General features: G+C 39.1%; 18 protein-coding genes. 13 read left to right on the forward strand and 5 right to left on the reverse strand.

All coding sequences use genetic code 11. The features are described 5' to 3' along the window. Positions 1-54 precede the first annotated feature (54 nt). The 3 genes from DEHRE_RS03720 (at position 55) to DEHRE_RS03730 (ending at position 1,618) form a co-directional block, all read left to right on the forward strand. Positions 55-354 carry a hypothetical protein gene (locus tag DEHRE_RS03720; RefSeq protein ID WP_025205264.1) on the forward strand — a complete coding sequence of 100 codons (300 nt, stop codon included), beginning with the start codon at positions 55-57 and terminating at the stop codon, positions 352-354. A gap of 173 nt (positions 355-527) precedes the next feature. After that, positions 528-1,010 carry an RNA polymerase sigma factor gene (locus tag DEHRE_RS03725; RefSeq protein ID WP_025205265.1) on the forward strand — a complete coding sequence of 161 codons (483 nt, stop codon included), beginning with the start codon at positions 528-530 and terminating at the stop codon, positions 1,008-1,010. Next, the gene (locus tag DEHRE_RS03730; RefSeq protein WP_025205266.1) at positions 1,007-1,618 is read left to right on the forward strand and encodes a zf-HC2 domain-containing protein; all 612 of its coding nucleotides are present in this window, start codon (positions 1,007-1,009) and stop codon (positions 1,616-1,618) included. Before DEHRE_RS03725 ends, DEHRE_RS03730 begins: the two co-directional genes overlap by 4 nt. An 18-nt stretch (positions 1,619-1,636) precedes the next feature. Here DEHRE_RS03730 and DEHRE_RS03735 read toward each other — a convergent pair whose 3' ends face one another. The 5 genes from DEHRE_RS03735 to DEHRE_RS15465 form a co-directional block, all read right to left on the reverse strand. Beyond that, positions 1,637-2,347: a Crp/Fnr family transcriptional regulator gene (locus DEHRE_RS03735; protein ID WP_025205267.1), complete on the reverse strand. Its 711-nt coding sequence runs from the start codon at positions 2,345-2,347 to the stop codon at positions 1,637-1,639. A gap of 131 nt (positions 2,348-2,478) precedes the next feature. Then, positions 2,479-4,053, reverse strand: coding sequence for an Hsp60 family chaperonin (locus DEHRE_RS03740; RefSeq protein ID WP_025205268.1), 1,575 nt, complete (start codon positions 4,051-4,053; stop codon positions 2,479-2,481). 83 nt (positions 4,054-4,136) lie between these two features. Further along, entirely contained in the window at positions 4,137-5,789 is a 1,653-nt protein-coding gene (gene groEL, locus DEHRE_RS03745) for a chaperonin GroEL (protein WP_025205269.1), read from the reverse strand. Positions 5,790-5,834: 45 nt separating this feature from the next. After that, positions 5,835-6,251: a YlqD family protein gene (locus DEHRE_RS03750; protein ID WP_025205270.1), complete on the reverse strand. Its 417-nt coding sequence runs from the start codon at positions 6,249-6,251 to the stop codon at positions 5,835-5,837. Between the two features lie 20 nt (positions 6,252-6,271). Continuing rightward, positions 6,272-6,394: a hypothetical protein gene (locus tag DEHRE_RS15465; protein WP_282432040.1), complete on the reverse strand. Its 123-nt coding sequence runs from the start codon at positions 6,392-6,394 to the stop codon at positions 6,272-6,274. 275 nt (positions 6,395-6,669) lie between these two features. Here DEHRE_RS15465 and DEHRE_RS03755 point away from each other — a divergent pair, with 275 nt between their 5' ends. From DEHRE_RS03755 to DEHRE_RS03800, 10 genes are all read left to right on the forward strand, one after another. Continuing rightward, positions 6,670-6,984 carry a hypothetical protein gene (locus DEHRE_RS03755; RefSeq protein ID WP_025205271.1) on the forward strand — a complete coding sequence of 105 codons (315 nt, stop codon included), beginning with the start codon at positions 6,670-6,672 and terminating at the stop codon, positions 6,982-6,984. Further along, on the forward strand, positions 6,977-8,365 hold the full coding sequence (locus DEHRE_RS03760) for a reductive dehalogenase (protein WP_025205272.1): 1,389 nt from the start codon (positions 6,977-6,979) through the stop codon (positions 8,363-8,365). Before DEHRE_RS03755 ends, DEHRE_RS03760 begins: the two co-directional genes overlap by 8 nt. A gap of 40 nt (positions 8,366-8,405) precedes the next feature. Further along, positions 8,406-9,089, forward strand: coding sequence for a Crp/Fnr family transcriptional regulator (locus DEHRE_RS03765; protein WP_025205273.1), 684 nt, complete (start codon positions 8,406-8,408; stop codon positions 9,087-9,089). A 320-nt stretch (positions 9,090-9,409) separates the two neighbouring features. Beyond that, the gene (locus DEHRE_RS03770) at positions 9,410-10,351 is read left to right on the forward strand and encodes a trigger factor (protein WP_025205274.1); all 942 of its coding nucleotides are present in this window, start codon (positions 9,410-9,412) and stop codon (positions 10,349-10,351) included. A gap of 53 nt (positions 10,352-10,404) precedes the next feature. Next, on the forward strand, positions 10,405-10,533 hold the full coding sequence (locus tag DEHRE_RS15470) for a hypothetical protein (protein ID WP_282432048.1): 129 nt from the start codon (positions 10,405-10,407) through the stop codon (positions 10,531-10,533). Then, the gene (locus tag DEHRE_RS03775) at positions 10,499-12,001 is read left to right on the forward strand and encodes a spore germination protein (protein WP_025205275.1); all 1,503 of its coding nucleotides are present in this window, start codon (positions 10,499-10,501) and stop codon (positions 11,999-12,001) included. Before DEHRE_RS15470 ends, DEHRE_RS03775 begins: the two co-directional genes overlap by 35 nt. Before the next feature lie 50 nt (positions 12,002-12,051). Continuing rightward, positions 12,052-13,158, forward strand: a complete 1,107-nt coding sequence (locus DEHRE_RS03780; protein WP_242837076.1) for a Ger(x)C family spore germination protein — start codon at positions 12,052-12,054, stop codon at positions 13,156-13,158. Between the two features lie 237 nt (positions 13,159-13,395). Beyond that, the gene (locus DEHRE_RS03790) at positions 13,396-14,463 is read left to right on the forward strand and encodes a GerAB/ArcD/ProY family transporter (protein WP_025205278.1); all 1,068 of its coding nucleotides are present in this window, start codon (positions 13,396-13,398) and stop codon (positions 14,461-14,463) included. Positions 14,464-14,668: 205 nt separating this feature from the next. Next, a complete protein-coding gene (locus DEHRE_RS03795) occupies positions 14,669-15,346 on the forward strand; it encodes a Crp/Fnr family transcriptional regulator (protein WP_025205279.1) in 678 nt (225 codons plus the stop codon). 159 nt (positions 15,347-15,505) lie between these two features. After that, the gene (locus DEHRE_RS03800; RefSeq protein WP_025205280.1) at positions 15,506-16,858 is read left to right on the forward strand and encodes a reductive dehalogenase; all 1,353 of its coding nucleotides are present in this window, start codon (positions 15,506-15,508) and stop codon (positions 16,856-16,858) included. Positions 16,859-16,874: the final 16 nt, after the last annotated feature.

Genomic DNA, 16,874 nt, shown 5'->3' on the forward strand with positions numbered 1-16,874 from the left:
TGATTAAGGAAATACTGACGGAATAAAAATAAGTAATTGGGTAAGGAGGCCTATATGAAAAAGAAATATATTATCTTCATGATTATGGCAATCTTAATTTCATTCACATTGACAGGATGTATACCTGGAGATGGTACGTATACATCTGAAAGACCGGCGGGTTTTTTATGGGGCGTTTGGCATGGGTGGGTTGCGCCAATTTCACTGATTGTCGGGTTATTTAAGGACAATATCAGAATCTATGAGACCGTAAATACAGGCTGGTGGTATGATTTTGGCTTCTATATTGCTGTGATCAGCGGCTTCGGTGGGGCGTCCTTATCCCGAAAGAAAAAGAAAGAGAAAAAGGAGTAATGGCCTTGACTTTCCCCCGTAGTGGAGGGTCTATACTGCTTGCAGGGAGGTGAGGTATTAAGGACATCCTAATAGGCTATAATTTTTTAGGCACCGAAATCTCGGTGCTTTTTCTTCATGATGATGTAACGGACTGTTCATTTTTTGGATATATGTTCGGAGGAGGTGAATGGATGCAGGAGTTCGAGCAACTATATAAGGAGTATGCACGCCAGGTTTATAAATACTTATTGAGTCTTTGCCACGAAGAACAAATCGCAGAAGAGCTGATGCAGGAGACTTTTTACCGTGCCCTTAAATCGCTGAAAAGTTATGATGGGACCTGTAAAATCTATGTCTGGCTTTGTCAGATTGCCAAACATATTTGGTATCAGACGCTGGCCGGGAATAAAAGAACACAAACGACAGAGCTCTCCCCGGAAATTCCTTCGGCAGATCATTCTGTGGAAGATCATATCGTACTGCGTGACGGGAAAATGAGCTTATTTAAAGAATTGCATCTGTTGGCTGAACCAATGCGGGAAGTGATGTACCTGAGACTCACAGGAGAATTCAGTTTTCGCGAGATTGGGGAGATTCTGAGCAGAGATGAGACCTGGGCCAGGGTAACTTTCTATAGGGGGAAACAAAAAATGATGAAGGGGAGAGTTCAATGAAGTGTGATATAATCAAGGACCTATTACCATCTCATATTGAAGGTCTTACCAGTGAAGCCAGTAATAAAGAAATACAAGAACATCTGGCTGGTTGTGAAGACTGCCGGACTTTCTATCAGGAGATGACGGATGAAATCAAGGAAGAGGTGCCGGTAACGGAGGTCAGGGAACTTGACTATCTGAAGAAGGTACGGAAGGGTTATATCCGAAAGGCAGCCATTACAGTAGGGGCCGTAGCCGTCATCCTCCTTATTTTTGTAAGTCTTTTTGCTGTTGGATTTCCCGTATCCTCTGAAGATATGGAGTTGACGCATGAGATCAAAGACAATTATTTGAAAATCAACTTTCAGCTGAAAAACGGACACGACTTAATCCGGCATTCGACCGAACCTGAGTTTATCTTTGGTGATAACCGTCAGGTCATCGGGATTGAACAGCATTACAAATTTGCCTGGGTATTCCATAATCCATTCGATGATGTAGGCTCCAGTTTTTCTTTAGGAACCGTAGTGCCGGACCCGGACACAATAGACAACTCTACGAATACGATCGTGATCGAATTTGCGGATAAAACCGTTAAGTTTGTGAACGGTAAATTGGTGGAATAGCAGTTAGATTGATCCTTTTTAACATTCCTTCCACTTACTCATAATAAATAAATTAGGGCATAAATGCTCTTTGCGAATAATGTAAGTCTTACCTTTTCTATCAATGAATCCTTCATCAACAAGTTCGCTAATTAATTGACAGGCTACCGGCCGGGAAATTCCAATCAAATCTGCAATTTCTTGCTGAGTTAATTTTATATTGATTCTGATTCCGCCTTCAATTTCTACACCATGATCTTGGCCTAAAGATAAAAAAGTGCTTTTTAATTTTTCTTTGGCAGGCATAATCTTATTACCCAATATATTTTGATTTAAATTAGCTAAATAATTGCTCATTTCAGATAATGTAGTTTGCATTAAAGTGGGTTCATCCATCAAAAGTCTTTCAAAATTGGCCCGATCTATACAACATATTCTAGATTCTATTACAGCAACACAAGAAGTATAATTATAAACATTTTGCTGGAAGAAAGTATCGTATCCGACGACTTCGCCTGGAGATACATAATCAAGAATGGTTTCTGTACCGCACTCATTTACTCTAAAAAGTTTCAAGACGCCATACAACAATATACGAATGGTATCAGCCGCCTCATCCTGTTTAAAAATATATTCGTTAACTTTGTATAATCTCTGGCTGGCAAAAGAGCACATCTTGCCACGTATTCTTTGGTCCAGAGAGGAAAAAGTCGGTATACTTTTTAGGCAAAAATGAACGTTACTATTCATCACATACACCCACCCATTTTAATTTTTAACATATACTTACCCAAACAAAATGTTTTTACAAATCTTTATCCTCTATTTATTAATCAAGTATATATTTAAATAATTTTTGGATTTGTATGGTCATTTTTATTTCAGACCTCATACGTGATTAAACCCTCAGAATTAATGACCAAAGCTGCAACAGAATAAGCATTTTGCAATGCCTGAATAGTCACTTCTGCTGCGTCAAAAATTCCTTGCTCCACAAGGTCCACATAACAGTCTGTTAGCGCATCATACCCATATCCTTGAGGTAAAGTCATGATTTCTGAGATAACCTCCAAGGAGTTACGTCCATTATTTTCGGCGAGAATTTTTACTGGTAGTTTTAAGACTTCGGATACAATCTTGTTTCCTGCCATTTCACCCTTATTAGCACTTTGAACAGTTTCCAAAATTTTTGCTGCTTCCAGTAAAGCAACTCCGCCTCCGGGTAAAACACCATGCTCGATCCCTGCTCTTGTAGAGTTCAAAGCATCTTCTACTAAATATTGTTTTCTGATCGCTTCTGCTTCTGTAGCCCCCCCTACTTTAACAGTACAGATCTTTCCATTCAGCCATCCTAATCTCTCCAGAAGCTTACCTTTGGTCCAATCGTCCTCAGCATCCGCAATTCGCGCTTTAACTTGTTGGGCTCTTTCCTCTATCTCGGTCTTAGAACCATACCCGCCAATTATGGAAGTGCTTTCTTTTTGGACAATTACTTTTTTAGCGCCGCCCAGATGTTGGCTGAGTACTTCCTCCAAGGTAATCCCGTTTTCCTCAGAGATTACCATTCCCCCTGTAAGTGTGGCAATATCCTCCAGATAAGCTTTCCGCCTCTCCCCGTAACCAGGGGATGTAACGGCAGCGATCTCCATGGTTTTATTTATTTTGTTGGACACTAACAACTTCAATAGTTCTATTGAGATGTCCTCGGAAATAATAAGCAAGGGCCTTTGACTGGAAACAACACTTTCCAGAACGCTCATGATTTGATAGATATACGTAATCCTCTCATCAACAATCAGAATCAATGGATTCTCCAACTCTACACAGGCCTTTTCCTGCTTATTGATCATGAGAGGAGAAAGATATCCTTTGGCAAATTTAATGCCATCCACAATATCTAAGATTGTTTCTTGTTTTTTACCCAGTTCAAACTGGATAATTCCATTCATTCCTACTTTTTGATAGGCCTGGGCAATGATTCTTCCAATTTCCTCCTCACCGGATGAAACGGTCGCCAGTTGTTGGATTTGTTCTATTGTTTTTACTTCAGTGGCATTTTCTCTAAGCTTGGTTATTACTAAGTCAATTGCCTTACTCATACCCTGTAATATATCCAAAGAATTCTCGCCGGCTGCAACGTTCTTTATTCCCTCCTGTACAAACCCCTGTGCCAGAATAATCGAAGTAGTCGTTCCGTCTCCAGCCATTTTATTCGTCTGTCCAGCGGCTTGCTGGAGAATTCTGCAACCAAGATTTTCAAAGGAATCTCGGAGATCGATACGCTCTACGATGGTGACTCCATCGTTTGTAGTCGTAGGAAAACGGGGCCTTCTTTCTTCAAAAACGACATTATGTCCGTTTGGTCCTAGTGTTGCCTTCACACAATCGGTAACCAGGTTGATCCCACGAACCAAAGCATTCCTGGCCTTTTCACCTTTTAGAATCATAGACTCCATGCAATTAACCCCTTTTTGCTTTTAATTGTGAATAATTATTTAAAAATTGCTTTTTCTGTACTTTAATATTTCCTAACACTTACTCAATAAGTAGTCAGATCTTTAAGCTCAGGTTGAGACTTGGTAAATAACCCTTCACCCACCAAAGCCTCACAGGTTAATAGCATGGAAGCAGAACTGATACTGTTCCTTAATGAGCTAATTATGGTCAAACTGGGATCTACGATGCCACCTCTCAGCATATCCGTCATCTGATTGGTAACAATGTCGAAGCCAACCCAAGATTGTACGGAGTTGAGTGATTTAATAATTTGCACATAGTCTTTGCCGGCATTTTTCAGCATTTGGATCATGGGTTCTTCCATAGCTTTGATCACGATCTCATAACCCTTTGCTAATCCATCATTTAATTCGTTCTTGCCCACCAGCTTTATACTTTCAAGTTCATCTTTTAAGTTCTGGGCCACCCACCAGGCTGCTTTCCCACCTCCCGGCAAGATACCGGATATCACAGCTGTCTGGGCTGCGTGAACCCCATCTTCCACCCGGTATTTCAATTCCTGCATTTCAATGTCGGTTATGCCCCCTACTTGAATAACAGCTATACCATCTGACAAATTGGCAATTCGATTCTTGAAAACAGCTTGCTCTTCTTTACTAGAACTCATCTCTAACAAGGTTCTGAGCTGCCTGATGCGCTTTTCTATATCCTCTGTTTTACCTTGACCATTGCTTATAACGGTCTTCCCGCCTGTCACGACGATCCGGTCCGCCTTCCCGCAAGTTGATACCCTACAACTATCTAAAGAACTTCCCAACAACGTAGAGACAACACTGCCACCCGTATACACCGCAATATCTTCAAGAAAATCTAGTCTCTGCTGTCCGGAACCCATCGCTTCAATGGCCACCCCGTTTACCCTGCCGCTCTTCTTGGCCCAGACTAAAGCACCTAAAGCATCTCTTCGAATATCATTGGCTATTAGCAGCAAGCTTCTTTTGTTAGCGACACACCAATTGAGAATCTTATCCATTTCATTGACTGTTGTTATGGGGCAGTCAGTCATAAACACAAACGCTTCCTCAAGTTCAATCATCATACGGTCACCTTTGGTAATGAAATTGGGAGTGGTATATCCTTTCTCAATTTCCAGACCGGAACTTACTTCGACGAAGCTCTTCTTTTGTTGGCTGGAACCCACTGTAATAATTCCGTTTATTCCTACCCTTTCCATGGCTTCGGCAATAAGCCTTCCTATTTTCATGTCTTTCGAGGAGACCGTTGAAACACTTAGTATTTTTTCAATCGAGTCAGCCGGAATACTCATTTTTTCTAACTTGTCGCAGGCTGATTGCAAAGCCAACTCCATGCCTTTTTTCAGTTGTTGTGAATTATAGCCGGCCTCCAAGAGTTTCATCCCTTGCCTTACCATGGATGCGAACAAGACAATGGAAGTCGTTGTTCCATCGCCAACTAAATCGTTTGTCTTTTGTGCTACTTCTTGACAAAGTTTTACGCCAACGGATGGAGCCGGATCTAAAAGGACAATATGCCGGGCTACGGTTACACCATCTTTTGTTACCAATGGATAACCATATCTTCTTTCGATGATTACATTTTTCCCCATCGGACCCATCGTCGTTTGCACCAAATCTGCCACGGCATATACACCTTTGGCTATTTCATTTCTTGCTGTTCCTGAAAAACCCAAGGATGAACCGATTGTTAATCGCATAAAACATTCTCCTGTCTTGTTAAGAGACTATCACCGAATACAAATCTAACAATTCCGAATTTCAACAACGATCCCGTCTTTAATTATAATTTCCGCTACGGTAGCCTCTTGCAAGGTCTGCCCAATTTGAAGTTCGTAGGGACCTTCTACGGAAGCAAGGACTATTTCTTCACCGATCTTAAATTGACTGACCGCTTCCAGTTTCTGCAGGAGTTCATCCCGCTGTAAATGGTAGCTTGACGAATTGTTTTCAAACTGTTGACGGAACCTATCCAATTGGTTCTGATCAGACCCTCTTAAAGAGGCCTCTGTTAACGCTTTGGTTTTATTGTCTTCAAATTTTTTCAGCTCATCCATAACGTTATTGATCTCTTTATTGATTTGTTTGGTAGTATTGCTCTTAGAACCTTCTGTAATTAATTCTTTTATTAGAATTTGTCTGAAAATTGTAATGCTTGACATCTATTTCTTCCTTCCACATCCTAAATCGCAGTATTAAGCTTGCTTTCCAGCTCTTTTCCCATATTATATCGTTTTTTAGTTTTTTTAATGCTTTTGATATTTTCCATAAAGGCAACAAGCATCTCTGTGCTGCCAAACCGCATGTGCATACCTCCTTGTTAAATCATTTTTAACATTTTATAAGTATTGAGAACAGTATAGTATCTAATTTTTTTTATGAGCTTAGTAGCGACTAAAGAATATTTGACTCGCTCAATATAAGCCAGAATGTATTATGTAAAATTATTTTCCGAATTCTCCAGGTGCTTTTGACTAAATTGAGATTTTTGTTAGAAATATGACAGAAATATTTTTAGAAATAGCTATACTTATTTTTAAGGACTATTATCAAAAAAATGTGAGGTAGGGAGGTGAAATTATGGGGACTTTTCTTGTTTTTTTAGCTGGGGCTCTTTTCGTGGCAGGGATTATTTACATTATGTTACCCAAAGCGAAATCTGGTAAAAAATGGTTAACGGTGGTTAACTGGGTTCTTTATGTTATTTTCTTTTTGGACTTTTGGACAGGCGTATCTTTTATCTATCTTAATGCCGGTTATAGCCATGCCAAGGCAGTAAGTGTATCTATCTTCGTGTTTATGGGTAGCGCAGTCATACTTGGTTTGATTTTGGCTCGCTTCTTAGGTCTCTTAGGAGGTAAATCAAAAGTAAAGGGGGCAAGTCTTAGTGAATAAGGACGTTAAGAACGCAGAAGAAAATCGCACTAATAAAAAAGAGATGAGTCGAAGAAGTTTTCTGTTAGGTAGTACCGCTTTAGCTGCAACTGCTGGTGTTTTGGCTGCAACTGCAATTCCTGGCGTAGCTAAAGCAGCAGAGCTCGGCTACAAGGTGAATTATGAAAAAGGAAAACCCGGGCAATGGTCTATGCTGAAACCGGAAGCGGACTATGGTGGGATTAGTGTAAACTACGTTAATAATAACAAAGAATGGTTAGGTTCTACGCAAATTGTTGGGGAGATACCGAGGTTACGGCAGTATGACGGCGGTTTTAATAGGGCATTACGTAATGAGCTGGGACCGAAAGCAAAATACGGTATACTCAGCTTTGATTTCCGTCGCTATCCGCTGGCTACCGGAACTGCAACTGTTCAAAACAATTTAGTTACACTTTGTGAAGGCAAACCGGCACAAGACAAATTGCCTATTCCTGACCCGGAAAAAATGTCTATGAACATTAAAGACGTTGCCTATTTTTTAAATGCCGACGAAGTTGGCATAGGATTGACACCGGAGTTCGCCCCTTGGGAAACCATGGTTACAGATAAGCCTGGTATGATAGCAGGAAAGCCTTACGAAGAAGTTTGTAAGCCTAATGTTGTAAGTGCTGCCACTCATCCATATACCATTTGTGTATCGGTTGATAAACATCTGGAAACATTTTTGGGATCTACCGGCTACGACGGTATCGCCAATTCTCAATCCAACAGAGCAACAATGATACTATCAGGAATTGTCACTTCCATAGCCGCATATATCAGAGCTCTCGGTTACGAAGCTGTTGCTTCTCACCAGGGAAAAGAATATGTTATTATCCCTCCGGTTGCTATTGCCAGCGGTCTTGGTGAACAACCCAGGGTACCTCAGGGGGTAGCTCATCCCAGACTAGGGTTTAGACACATGATTGCCTGTGTTTCGACAAATCTTCCGCTAGCTCCTGATAAACCTATTGAATTTGGCGCAAAGGACTTCTGCCGTGTATGTAAAAAATGTGCCCAAACCTGTCCTGCTCAGGCCATCAGCTATGATGATGATGAAATAGTTCATAATGGCTATAAGCGATGGGATTTTAATCTGGACGCTTGTATACATTTCAGAGCTGAAAATGAAGAAGGTGTCTGCTGTGCCCAATGTATGAAGGTCTGCCCCTGGAACTCCAAGGAAGACTCCTGGTTCCATAAAGCGGGTATTACAATCGGCGCAAGCGGTCGTACATCTGCAAATCTACTGGTTAAAATTGACGATATGTTTGGGTATGGCACAGAGGTCATTCCAAGGTTTAAGTGGTGGCTTGAGTGGCCGGAATTATACAAAATTAAAATCCCGACTAATAACTAATGAATTTATATTCTATACAGTAGAAAAATAAGGCGTGATTATGGATTATTTAGAGAGAAACTATTTGCCGGAAAATTTCTATGGTATACCTGCATTAATTGATTATTCTAATTTGGGCGAAATGTGTACCTTTAAAAAGGGAGATCCCATAATCCTTCCAGGCCAGTATTTGAAAAAACTATTATTAATTATTGATGGTAAAGTTAAAGTTTCCAGGCTTTCTTCAAGTGGCAGGGAACATTTTCAATACTTTGCCGAAAAGAATGCTATCATTAATGAGCTTTTTCCTTCGGAAGACAGTCCGTTACAAATTATTGCAACTCGCAATACCCAAACATGTATGTTTACAAGTGGACAGCTTCTGCAGATCATCTCCAATGACAATACGATTGCGCTAGAAATCCTTAAGGGTTTAAGCCAAAAATCAAACTACTTTGAAGAAAAGTTAGTAGAAAGAACCTATGATACAGCTACAACAAGAATATGTCATCTGATTAGAAATCTTGTTTTACAGGTAGGCGTATATGAGGATGGAAAGTGTCTTATTGACATCCCCTTGCCGCAGAACTATATTTCACAAATTACCGGGTTGCATTTTATAACGGTGTGCAATGTCATTAAAAAACTAAAAAACGAAAAGATCTTAGGAAAGGACGGGAAGAAACTTATCGTCTATGATGTGGAAAAGCTAAATAAATACCTTATGCTTTATGAAGAAGAATAGAATAACCTATTTAATTTTATTGCTTAAAAATATTTTTGCCTTCAACTGAAGGCTGTGATTAAGCACAACCACGAAGGGGACGTAACGAAACTTTATTTCGCGACGTCCCCTTAACCTATCTAGCCCAATTTTTTCAGCTCATCTTTTTATCAGTTAGTACTGATTTAGTACTGCCATCTTCCTCATATTATGAGCAACACAGTGCAAATGCTTACCCTAATATTAGAACCTGATTATCCAAAAAGTATATCATGGTTAAGTTTTATTTTTGAGTCATGGGATAGAATTTAAATAGTTATAATGTTTACAGGAGGAATACAATGCATAAATTTATTCTTGGTCAATACAAAAATTTAAGTCTGGCTGAACCGAAAGGGTTTGATCAAAAAGATTTAGAAAAAGCAGTACTTGAATCAATCCTAAATACCGTGGATATTTGGTGCAAGCAGAATACAACCGTCGAAGAGGAAGATGTCATCATTATTAAAGTCGAGGCCAAGGAAAGAGGAGTTTTAGTCCCAGAATTTTGCCAAAACAAACTGCAGTATAAAGTAGGTGATAAGAGTTACTTGAAAGAGTTTATGAACGCTATCGGCAAAAAATTGGGGGAAAGCTTTAGCATGGAAATCAATTTTGATGAGACCTGTGTCATTGAAAGGATCAGGAATAAAAAAGTTAGTTTATACGCAACGATTACGGATGTCCTTTATAAAAAAATCCCGGAAATCACAGATGACTTAGTACAAAAAATGGAAACGGATTGCCGTACCTTGGACGAAATGAAAGAAAAGTATGCGGCTATATTGAAATCCAGAGGTTTAGCCAATATTTATCAACAAAAAAGGGACTTAGTTCTGAAAACAATTATCGAAAACTCCAGTTACGAATTTGATGAAGATGAGTTTGATCAAGCTTTAAATAAGATAATTGAACAAACTAAAATGTCAATTATGAATTCAAGTTCTCCTGACATTGACCGAATAATGCAAATTAATGAAAACGACGCATATTTTAGAATGGAATGCGAAAGAGTAACCAGACGAATGATTATGGAAAACCTGGTGATCAATGAGATTTGCAACATGGAACAGATTGAAGTTACCACTGAAGAATTTGCTCTAGAAAAAGCGAAATACACAGAGGATGAGGCGGCGTCAGAGGAATTCACAAAATACTTTCCTACCGACCAGTCCTTTGAATTATATCTTTTAAGAGAAAAGGTTTTGCATTGGTTATGTCTGAACAATTTTAATGTCCATTAAAATCAAGTAACCTATTAGCTAAAGATACCTGCTGCCTTTATAGGCGCCTAAAAGTGCTAGCTGAAAAAATGAATAAACTATATGTCTTATTGGTACAATACAGTATTGAAGCCATGCATCACAGTACGGATGGAAGTGTATTTTGGGATGTGGATTCGGAGAATTTACGCTTCAAAGATTAAAGATAACAACCGACCAATTTTAACGACTGATTTAAATACAAATATACGTCTCATAAGAAACATTTTTAAAGATGATGAAACACTGATCACCCGTTATATTGAAAATCAAACGGATACTACGATTAAATGCTGCATTTTTTATATTGACGGCATGGTTAATAACAAATTATTAAATGAAGATATTATAAAACCGCTTTTGGAACATAAGTTCGATCCAAAAGTATCCGATCTTATTAATATTGTTGCTAAGCAGGTCACCTTATCCGGCAGTGTTGATAAAACATCTGATTTTTATCAAATCATTCAGGCTATTGTGTATGGGGATTCGGTGCTGCTGGTTAATGGATACAGTGATGCTCTTATTTTAAATACAAAAGGCTGGGCAACCAGAGCCATTGCAGAACCTGAGGCAGAAAGGGTTTTAAGAGGTCCGCGTGAAGGCTTTAATGAATCCATCATGGCCAATTTAACGATGCTTCGGAGGAAACTCAGAACACAGGATTTAAAAATCAAATTCAAGGTATTCGGAGCCAGAACGCAAACAAAAGGGTGTATTTGTTATATTGAGGGTGTGGCTAATAAAGATATTCTGGCCGAGCTTGAAAGAAGGCTCGATAAATTTTCAATTGACGGCACGTTGGATGTCAATTATATCAGTGAACTTATCGACGAAGAACCCTACTCCCCCATCAAGACAATCGGAAGTACGGAAAGACCTGATACTGTTGCAGGGAAGCTTTTAGAAGGCAGGATAGCGCTGTTTTTGGACGGCACACCGGTTGTGTTAACGTTGCCCCATCTTTTCATTGAGCACTTTCAGAGCAGTGACGACTATTATCTCAATTATTTTTTTGCGTCGATAGGCAGGTTATTAAGAATCTTCGGGTTTTTGTTGACAATAAGTGCACCGGCTGTTTATGTGGCCATAACATGCTTTCACCATGAAATACTGCCAACACCATTGATGATGAGTATTATAATGGCCCGTCAGAGTGTTCCTATGCCTACGGTAGTTGAAATGTTTTTGATGCTTATTATGTTTGAAATATTGCGGGAAACAGGAAACAGAATGCCCAGCAATATCGGTCAATCTCTGAGTATTGTCGGCGCTCTTGTTGTCGGACAGGCTGCCGTAGATGCTAAGCTAGTCAGCGCACCTGTGATTGTCATCGTGGCAACAGCAGGTATTACCGGTCTATTGATACCCAGAATTAAGGGCGGAATTATTATCATACGCTTTATATTGCTGTGTCTTTCTTCGATACTCGGCTTATACGGATATATTTTCGGCATGATGGGTCTAATGATATATTTGTTCAATATCCGGTCTTTTGGAATCCCTATTATGAACGGCTTACAGAGTAAACAAGATATGTATATAAGGTCACCATGGTGGAATATGATGAAAAGGCCCCAATTTATGGCTGTTGATAAAACCAGAAGCAATTCAGACGGTGATCCGGAATGAAAAGGCAAAGAAAAGTTTTAATCTTCTTGTCAATCTTTATTCCAATACTGATGACGGGATGCGCTAATTACAGAGAACTGGAAACACTTGCAGTTGTTACCGGAACGGCCTTTGATAAAGGTAGCGACGGTACCGGATATCATCTGACTTTCGAGATATTGGGTCAATCAGGAGGTGACGGTACGCAGGGACCAACTGTAAAATCCCAATTAATTGAATCGGATGGAAATACAATATTTGACGCGGTCAGAAATGCCCTAAAGAGATCCGATAAAAAACTGTATTACGGAGACTGTAAAACAGTGATCATCAGCAATGAGTTGGCACACGAAGGCATAGCCCCGGTTTTGGACTGGCTTAACAGAGATTCTGAACCCAGAATCACGATTAATCTTTTTATCTCCAAAGAGAAGACAGCAAAAGAGGTGATCGAACAAAAAAGCCTTAACGATCCCATAACTTCTTATGCTCTTAGTAATATAGATAAGAACAATCCCAAGTTTTTGTCGAAAACAGCATCTGTGCAATTATACCAGGCCAATAATATGTTGGGTGATGAAGGAATCTCATTAATACTACCTGCGCTGGATATTGCAAATAATCAAAACGATAAAATCACGGAACTTGGTGGCACGGCAGTTTTTAAAAAAGACAAGCTGCTGGGCTATCTTGGGAGCGATGAATCAAAATACCTGGTTTTTATAAAAAACCAGGTGACTAGCGGGCTGCTTATAATCAATATGGAATCTGCCTCTCCTGATATAAGCCTTGAGATTATAGACAGCAAAACAAAAGTGACACCGATTTTAACCGGTAAATTGCCTGAAATGAAAATTGAGATCAAAACGCAGGTTGCGTTGAGTGAAATGCAAACATCAGCCGACCTTGATACCGAAAGCGGGATTAAAAAAATAGAAGAAAAAGCATCAGCAACCATTGAAGCAAATATTAAACAATTGATTACAAAGGTTCAACGGGAATATGACAGTGATATCTTCGGTTTCGGAAGCGCCATATATAAGAACGATTCTGATTATTGGAAAAAAATAAAACCGCAATGGGATAGTTTGTTTCAATCACTCAATATCGAGGTTTCAGCAGAAATGGAAATAATAAACACCGGGCTGTTGAAATCGAAGACTAAAGTTGGTGGATGAAATTGCGTTATATTTTGATTTGTAGCTTTTTATACCTTGCTATACTGATTTTTGACATAATACCCCTCATGAAAAAGAAAAGGGATAATAAAAAGTCCTTACTTATTTATATGCCAGTTTTTTTATTTACATTGGTTATAAATATCCTGTATGGATTGGGTGTCAAGATTCCCAGCCCGGCAGAGCCAGTTAAAGACATTATCATCTGGATTTTGGGAATAAAGTAGGGACAAAGTGATGCAAAAAAATTTAATTTCAACAAAACAAGCAATTTACATTCTGATTATGTTCATCTTAGGCAACTCGGTTATGTATACCGGCAGTAAAGCAAAACAGGATACCTGGCTGGCGGTTATTATCGCCCTGGTCCTGTTTGCTCCAATGATGATGGTGTATGCAAGAATTGTAAGCTTGTATCCGGGCAAAAACCTTTACGCCATTGTCATTGACGTCTTCGGAAATTTTTTTGGAAAGGCCATAATTTCTTTATACGTATTATACGCAATATCTCTGGGCTCATTGCTTATGCGGAATTTTTCAGAATTTATTCACGTCGTCGCCATGTCGGAAACACCAAAGATAGTCCCTTTGGTTTTCCTTTTTACACTGAGTGTCTGGATGATAAAAAGCGGTGTGGAGACATTGGGAAGGTGGGTTAGAGTTGCCCTGCCGGTCGTATTCGTGTCATTGTTGGTGACCCTTTTTTTATCTGTAAAATCCATGGATTTCAGCAACCTTAAGCCTGTTGCGGGCACCGAATTTAATATTTTAATGGGAAGCGCCTTTACAATATTTTCATTTCCTTTCGCTGAAACAGTACTCTTTACCACTTTATTCGGTTCGGTAAAAGCAGACAGCAACCCCTACAAAATTTATATTTATGGCATTGTTATCTGCACACTTTTTTTTCTAGCTGCAGGTTTAAGGAATGCCGTTATAGGATTATCACTTGGCATGTTTTATTTTGCTTCTTATGCTGCAGTCAGCGTAATATCATTGGGGGAGTTTTTTACAAGAATAGAAGTTTTAATCGGTCTGGCGTTCTTACTTGATCTTTTTGTAAAATTATGTGTATGTATGTTTGCGGCTTCAATGGGAATATCAAAGATTGTAAATATTAAAAATTATAAAGAGCTGGCAATCCCCGTGGGATTGTTAATGATGACGCTGGCGATTATTCTTTTTGCCAATATACTTGAAATGTATGATTGGCTGGATATTTATAAATATTTTGCATTACCCTTTCAGGTCATTTTGCCTTTGATAATTCTGGCCGGAGCGGAGATTAAAACAAGATTGAAGTAAATAATGGTTGGCGGGATGGCCCCTTTTAAATTATGCGCAAGACCTATCAATTTTGTTGCAGCCTATTTCGTTTTTGTTGGTTAGGCTGTTAGTTATTTGTTTTGCAGGAGACATTATTATCAAAGTTAATAGAGTATAATTTGGGTATAATATATGAAATTTTATAGTCCTGATTCAAAATATTATAAATAGGGGGGATTGGCAAATGCTTTTTTTTCCTACTGAAAAATTTTTAGATGATTTTGATTATTTCACTCAAATATTTAGTAAGAACGGATATAGAAAAATTCTTAAACCAGAAACTGTAAATACAGTTCAAGATGCTATGAGCAACCGGCTCTACTTCATTTATAAGGGAATTATAAAAATTGTTATACGTAATGAGTATTGCGACGAAAAAATAATGGTTTTTTTTAGGGAGGGCTGTGTTTATGAGGATATGGGCCTCTTTTCTGAATTGCCAAACCCATCTTCTTCTATTAGTGTTACCGATTGTGAAGTTTATTATCTCAATAAGGATAAAGCAATTGAATTGTTCTTAACAGACTCCGAATTTGCGCTTAAGTTAATGAGACAGGCTTGTGCAAAGCATTATTATACTTTTAAAAGAGTGGCTTCAATTAGTTTCTTAAATGTTGAAGAAAGACTAACACTCTTGTTAAAATCAGTAAGTAATTATAATACTACCAGCCAGGACGAATGGCTTGAACCTAAAATAAAGCTAACCCATGAGTGTATGAGCGAAATTCTAAACGTAAACCGTACTACAATTTCTAGATTACTATGTGAATACTACAAACGAGGAATTATTAAAAAACAAGGAAAAAAAATATTGTTTTCCCGTAAGATTTATGAGCAACCTAGCTTTGAAGAAACATTTTAGAGTTTTTATTGGGGAACTTACCTTCGGCACATTAGTGCCGTTTTTTTGTTGTTAATGCTACATTAAAATGGCGATTATAAAGACTATTATTACGTTTTTTATGCAAAAGACGCGATAGTTCCTTTTTTATATAATGTAGAAAAAAAGGAGGGTTTGGTTATGGCTAAAGAAGAAAAATCTATTCCTGATGAGCCAGCAACAAAAGTCAATCGCAGACAATTTCTTAAATTAGGAGCCTCTACAGGTATTGCAATGGCTGCTGCGACTGCTGCCTTGGAAGGGGGGGCACTTGTCGATCCAAAACAAGCATATGCAGGAGTAATCAAGACACACGATGAAATTCCCTATGAAATCCCTGCAGACCACAAACGCTACAACCAACGTAATCATATGTTTGGCCGGGCAAGAAGTGGAGATCCCGAGGTAGGTAAAATGGCAGAGCATTTTCTCTCACACAGATTCAATGGTTATGAGGGAGTTGAATCACCTGGTTATACTGTACTTGATGGTGCGGCTGCTCGTGCAAGCTTTGCTCTTGACTGGTACGTTAATGGCGAAAATGGTAGCGGTAATTCCAATACGGGGTTGTATGCCTGGCGTCCCAAACTGATCGATTTTCTGTTTAGGTGGGGTGATCCGGATAGAAATATTCATTCCCCCGGGGTAAAAAGTCCCAAAGAAGGAACGATGGCAGTAAAAAGGATGGCTAAATATTTTGGTGCTCATTCAGTCGGGATAGCTCCTTATGATGAACGTTGGATTTATACTGAAACGTTTAACGGTGAAGCTCAGAAATTTACCCCTCCGGATTTTGGTTTTGAACCCAAACATGCAATCGTAATGACTATTCCCATGGAGTATAAAGGAATGAGTTGTGCTCCGACCTTTTTAGGATCGGCTGAAGTAGGAAGAGCTTATAACATGTGCGGGGTAGTTGCGTTTAGTTTATCCATATTTATTAAAGATCTGGGATATCATGCGGTTGCAATCGGAAGTGACACTTCAATATCCATACCGCAGGCTATTCAGGCGGGTCTAGGGGAATTAGGCAGGATGGGGCTGCTTGTTACTCCTGACCTTGGTCCAAGTGTTAGAATCTGCAAAGTATTTACTGACATGCCTTTAAATCATGATAAACCTATTTCCTTCGGAGTGACTGAATTTTGCAATAGCTGCAAAAAATGCGCCGAACTATGCCCCTCTCAAGCTATTAGCTATGATGCACAAACAACTGTAGGACCTAGTAAGATAAGTTCAGCTTCGGGAGTAAAGAAATGGTATATTAACCCGGAAAAGTGCTGGAGTTGTTGGGGGGATGATAACGTCAGGTCATGCTGTGGAGCTTGTATAGCTGCTTGTCCATATACTAAGCCAGAGGGCTGGCATCATACCTTAGTTAGGAGCATAACAGGGACGCCTGGTCTTTCGCCAATCATGAAAAATATGGATGATCTTTTTGGATATGGAAAACTGTATAATGAACAAGCAGCAACAGATTGGTGGAAAGAATAAAAGGAGGTAATGAAAA

The sequence above is a fragment of the Dehalobacter restrictus DSM 9455 genome, from assembly GCF_000512895.1.
Taxonomy (GTDB): Bacteria; Bacillota; Desulfitobacteriia; order Desulfitobacteriales; family Syntrophobotulaceae; genus Dehalobacter; species Dehalobacter restrictus.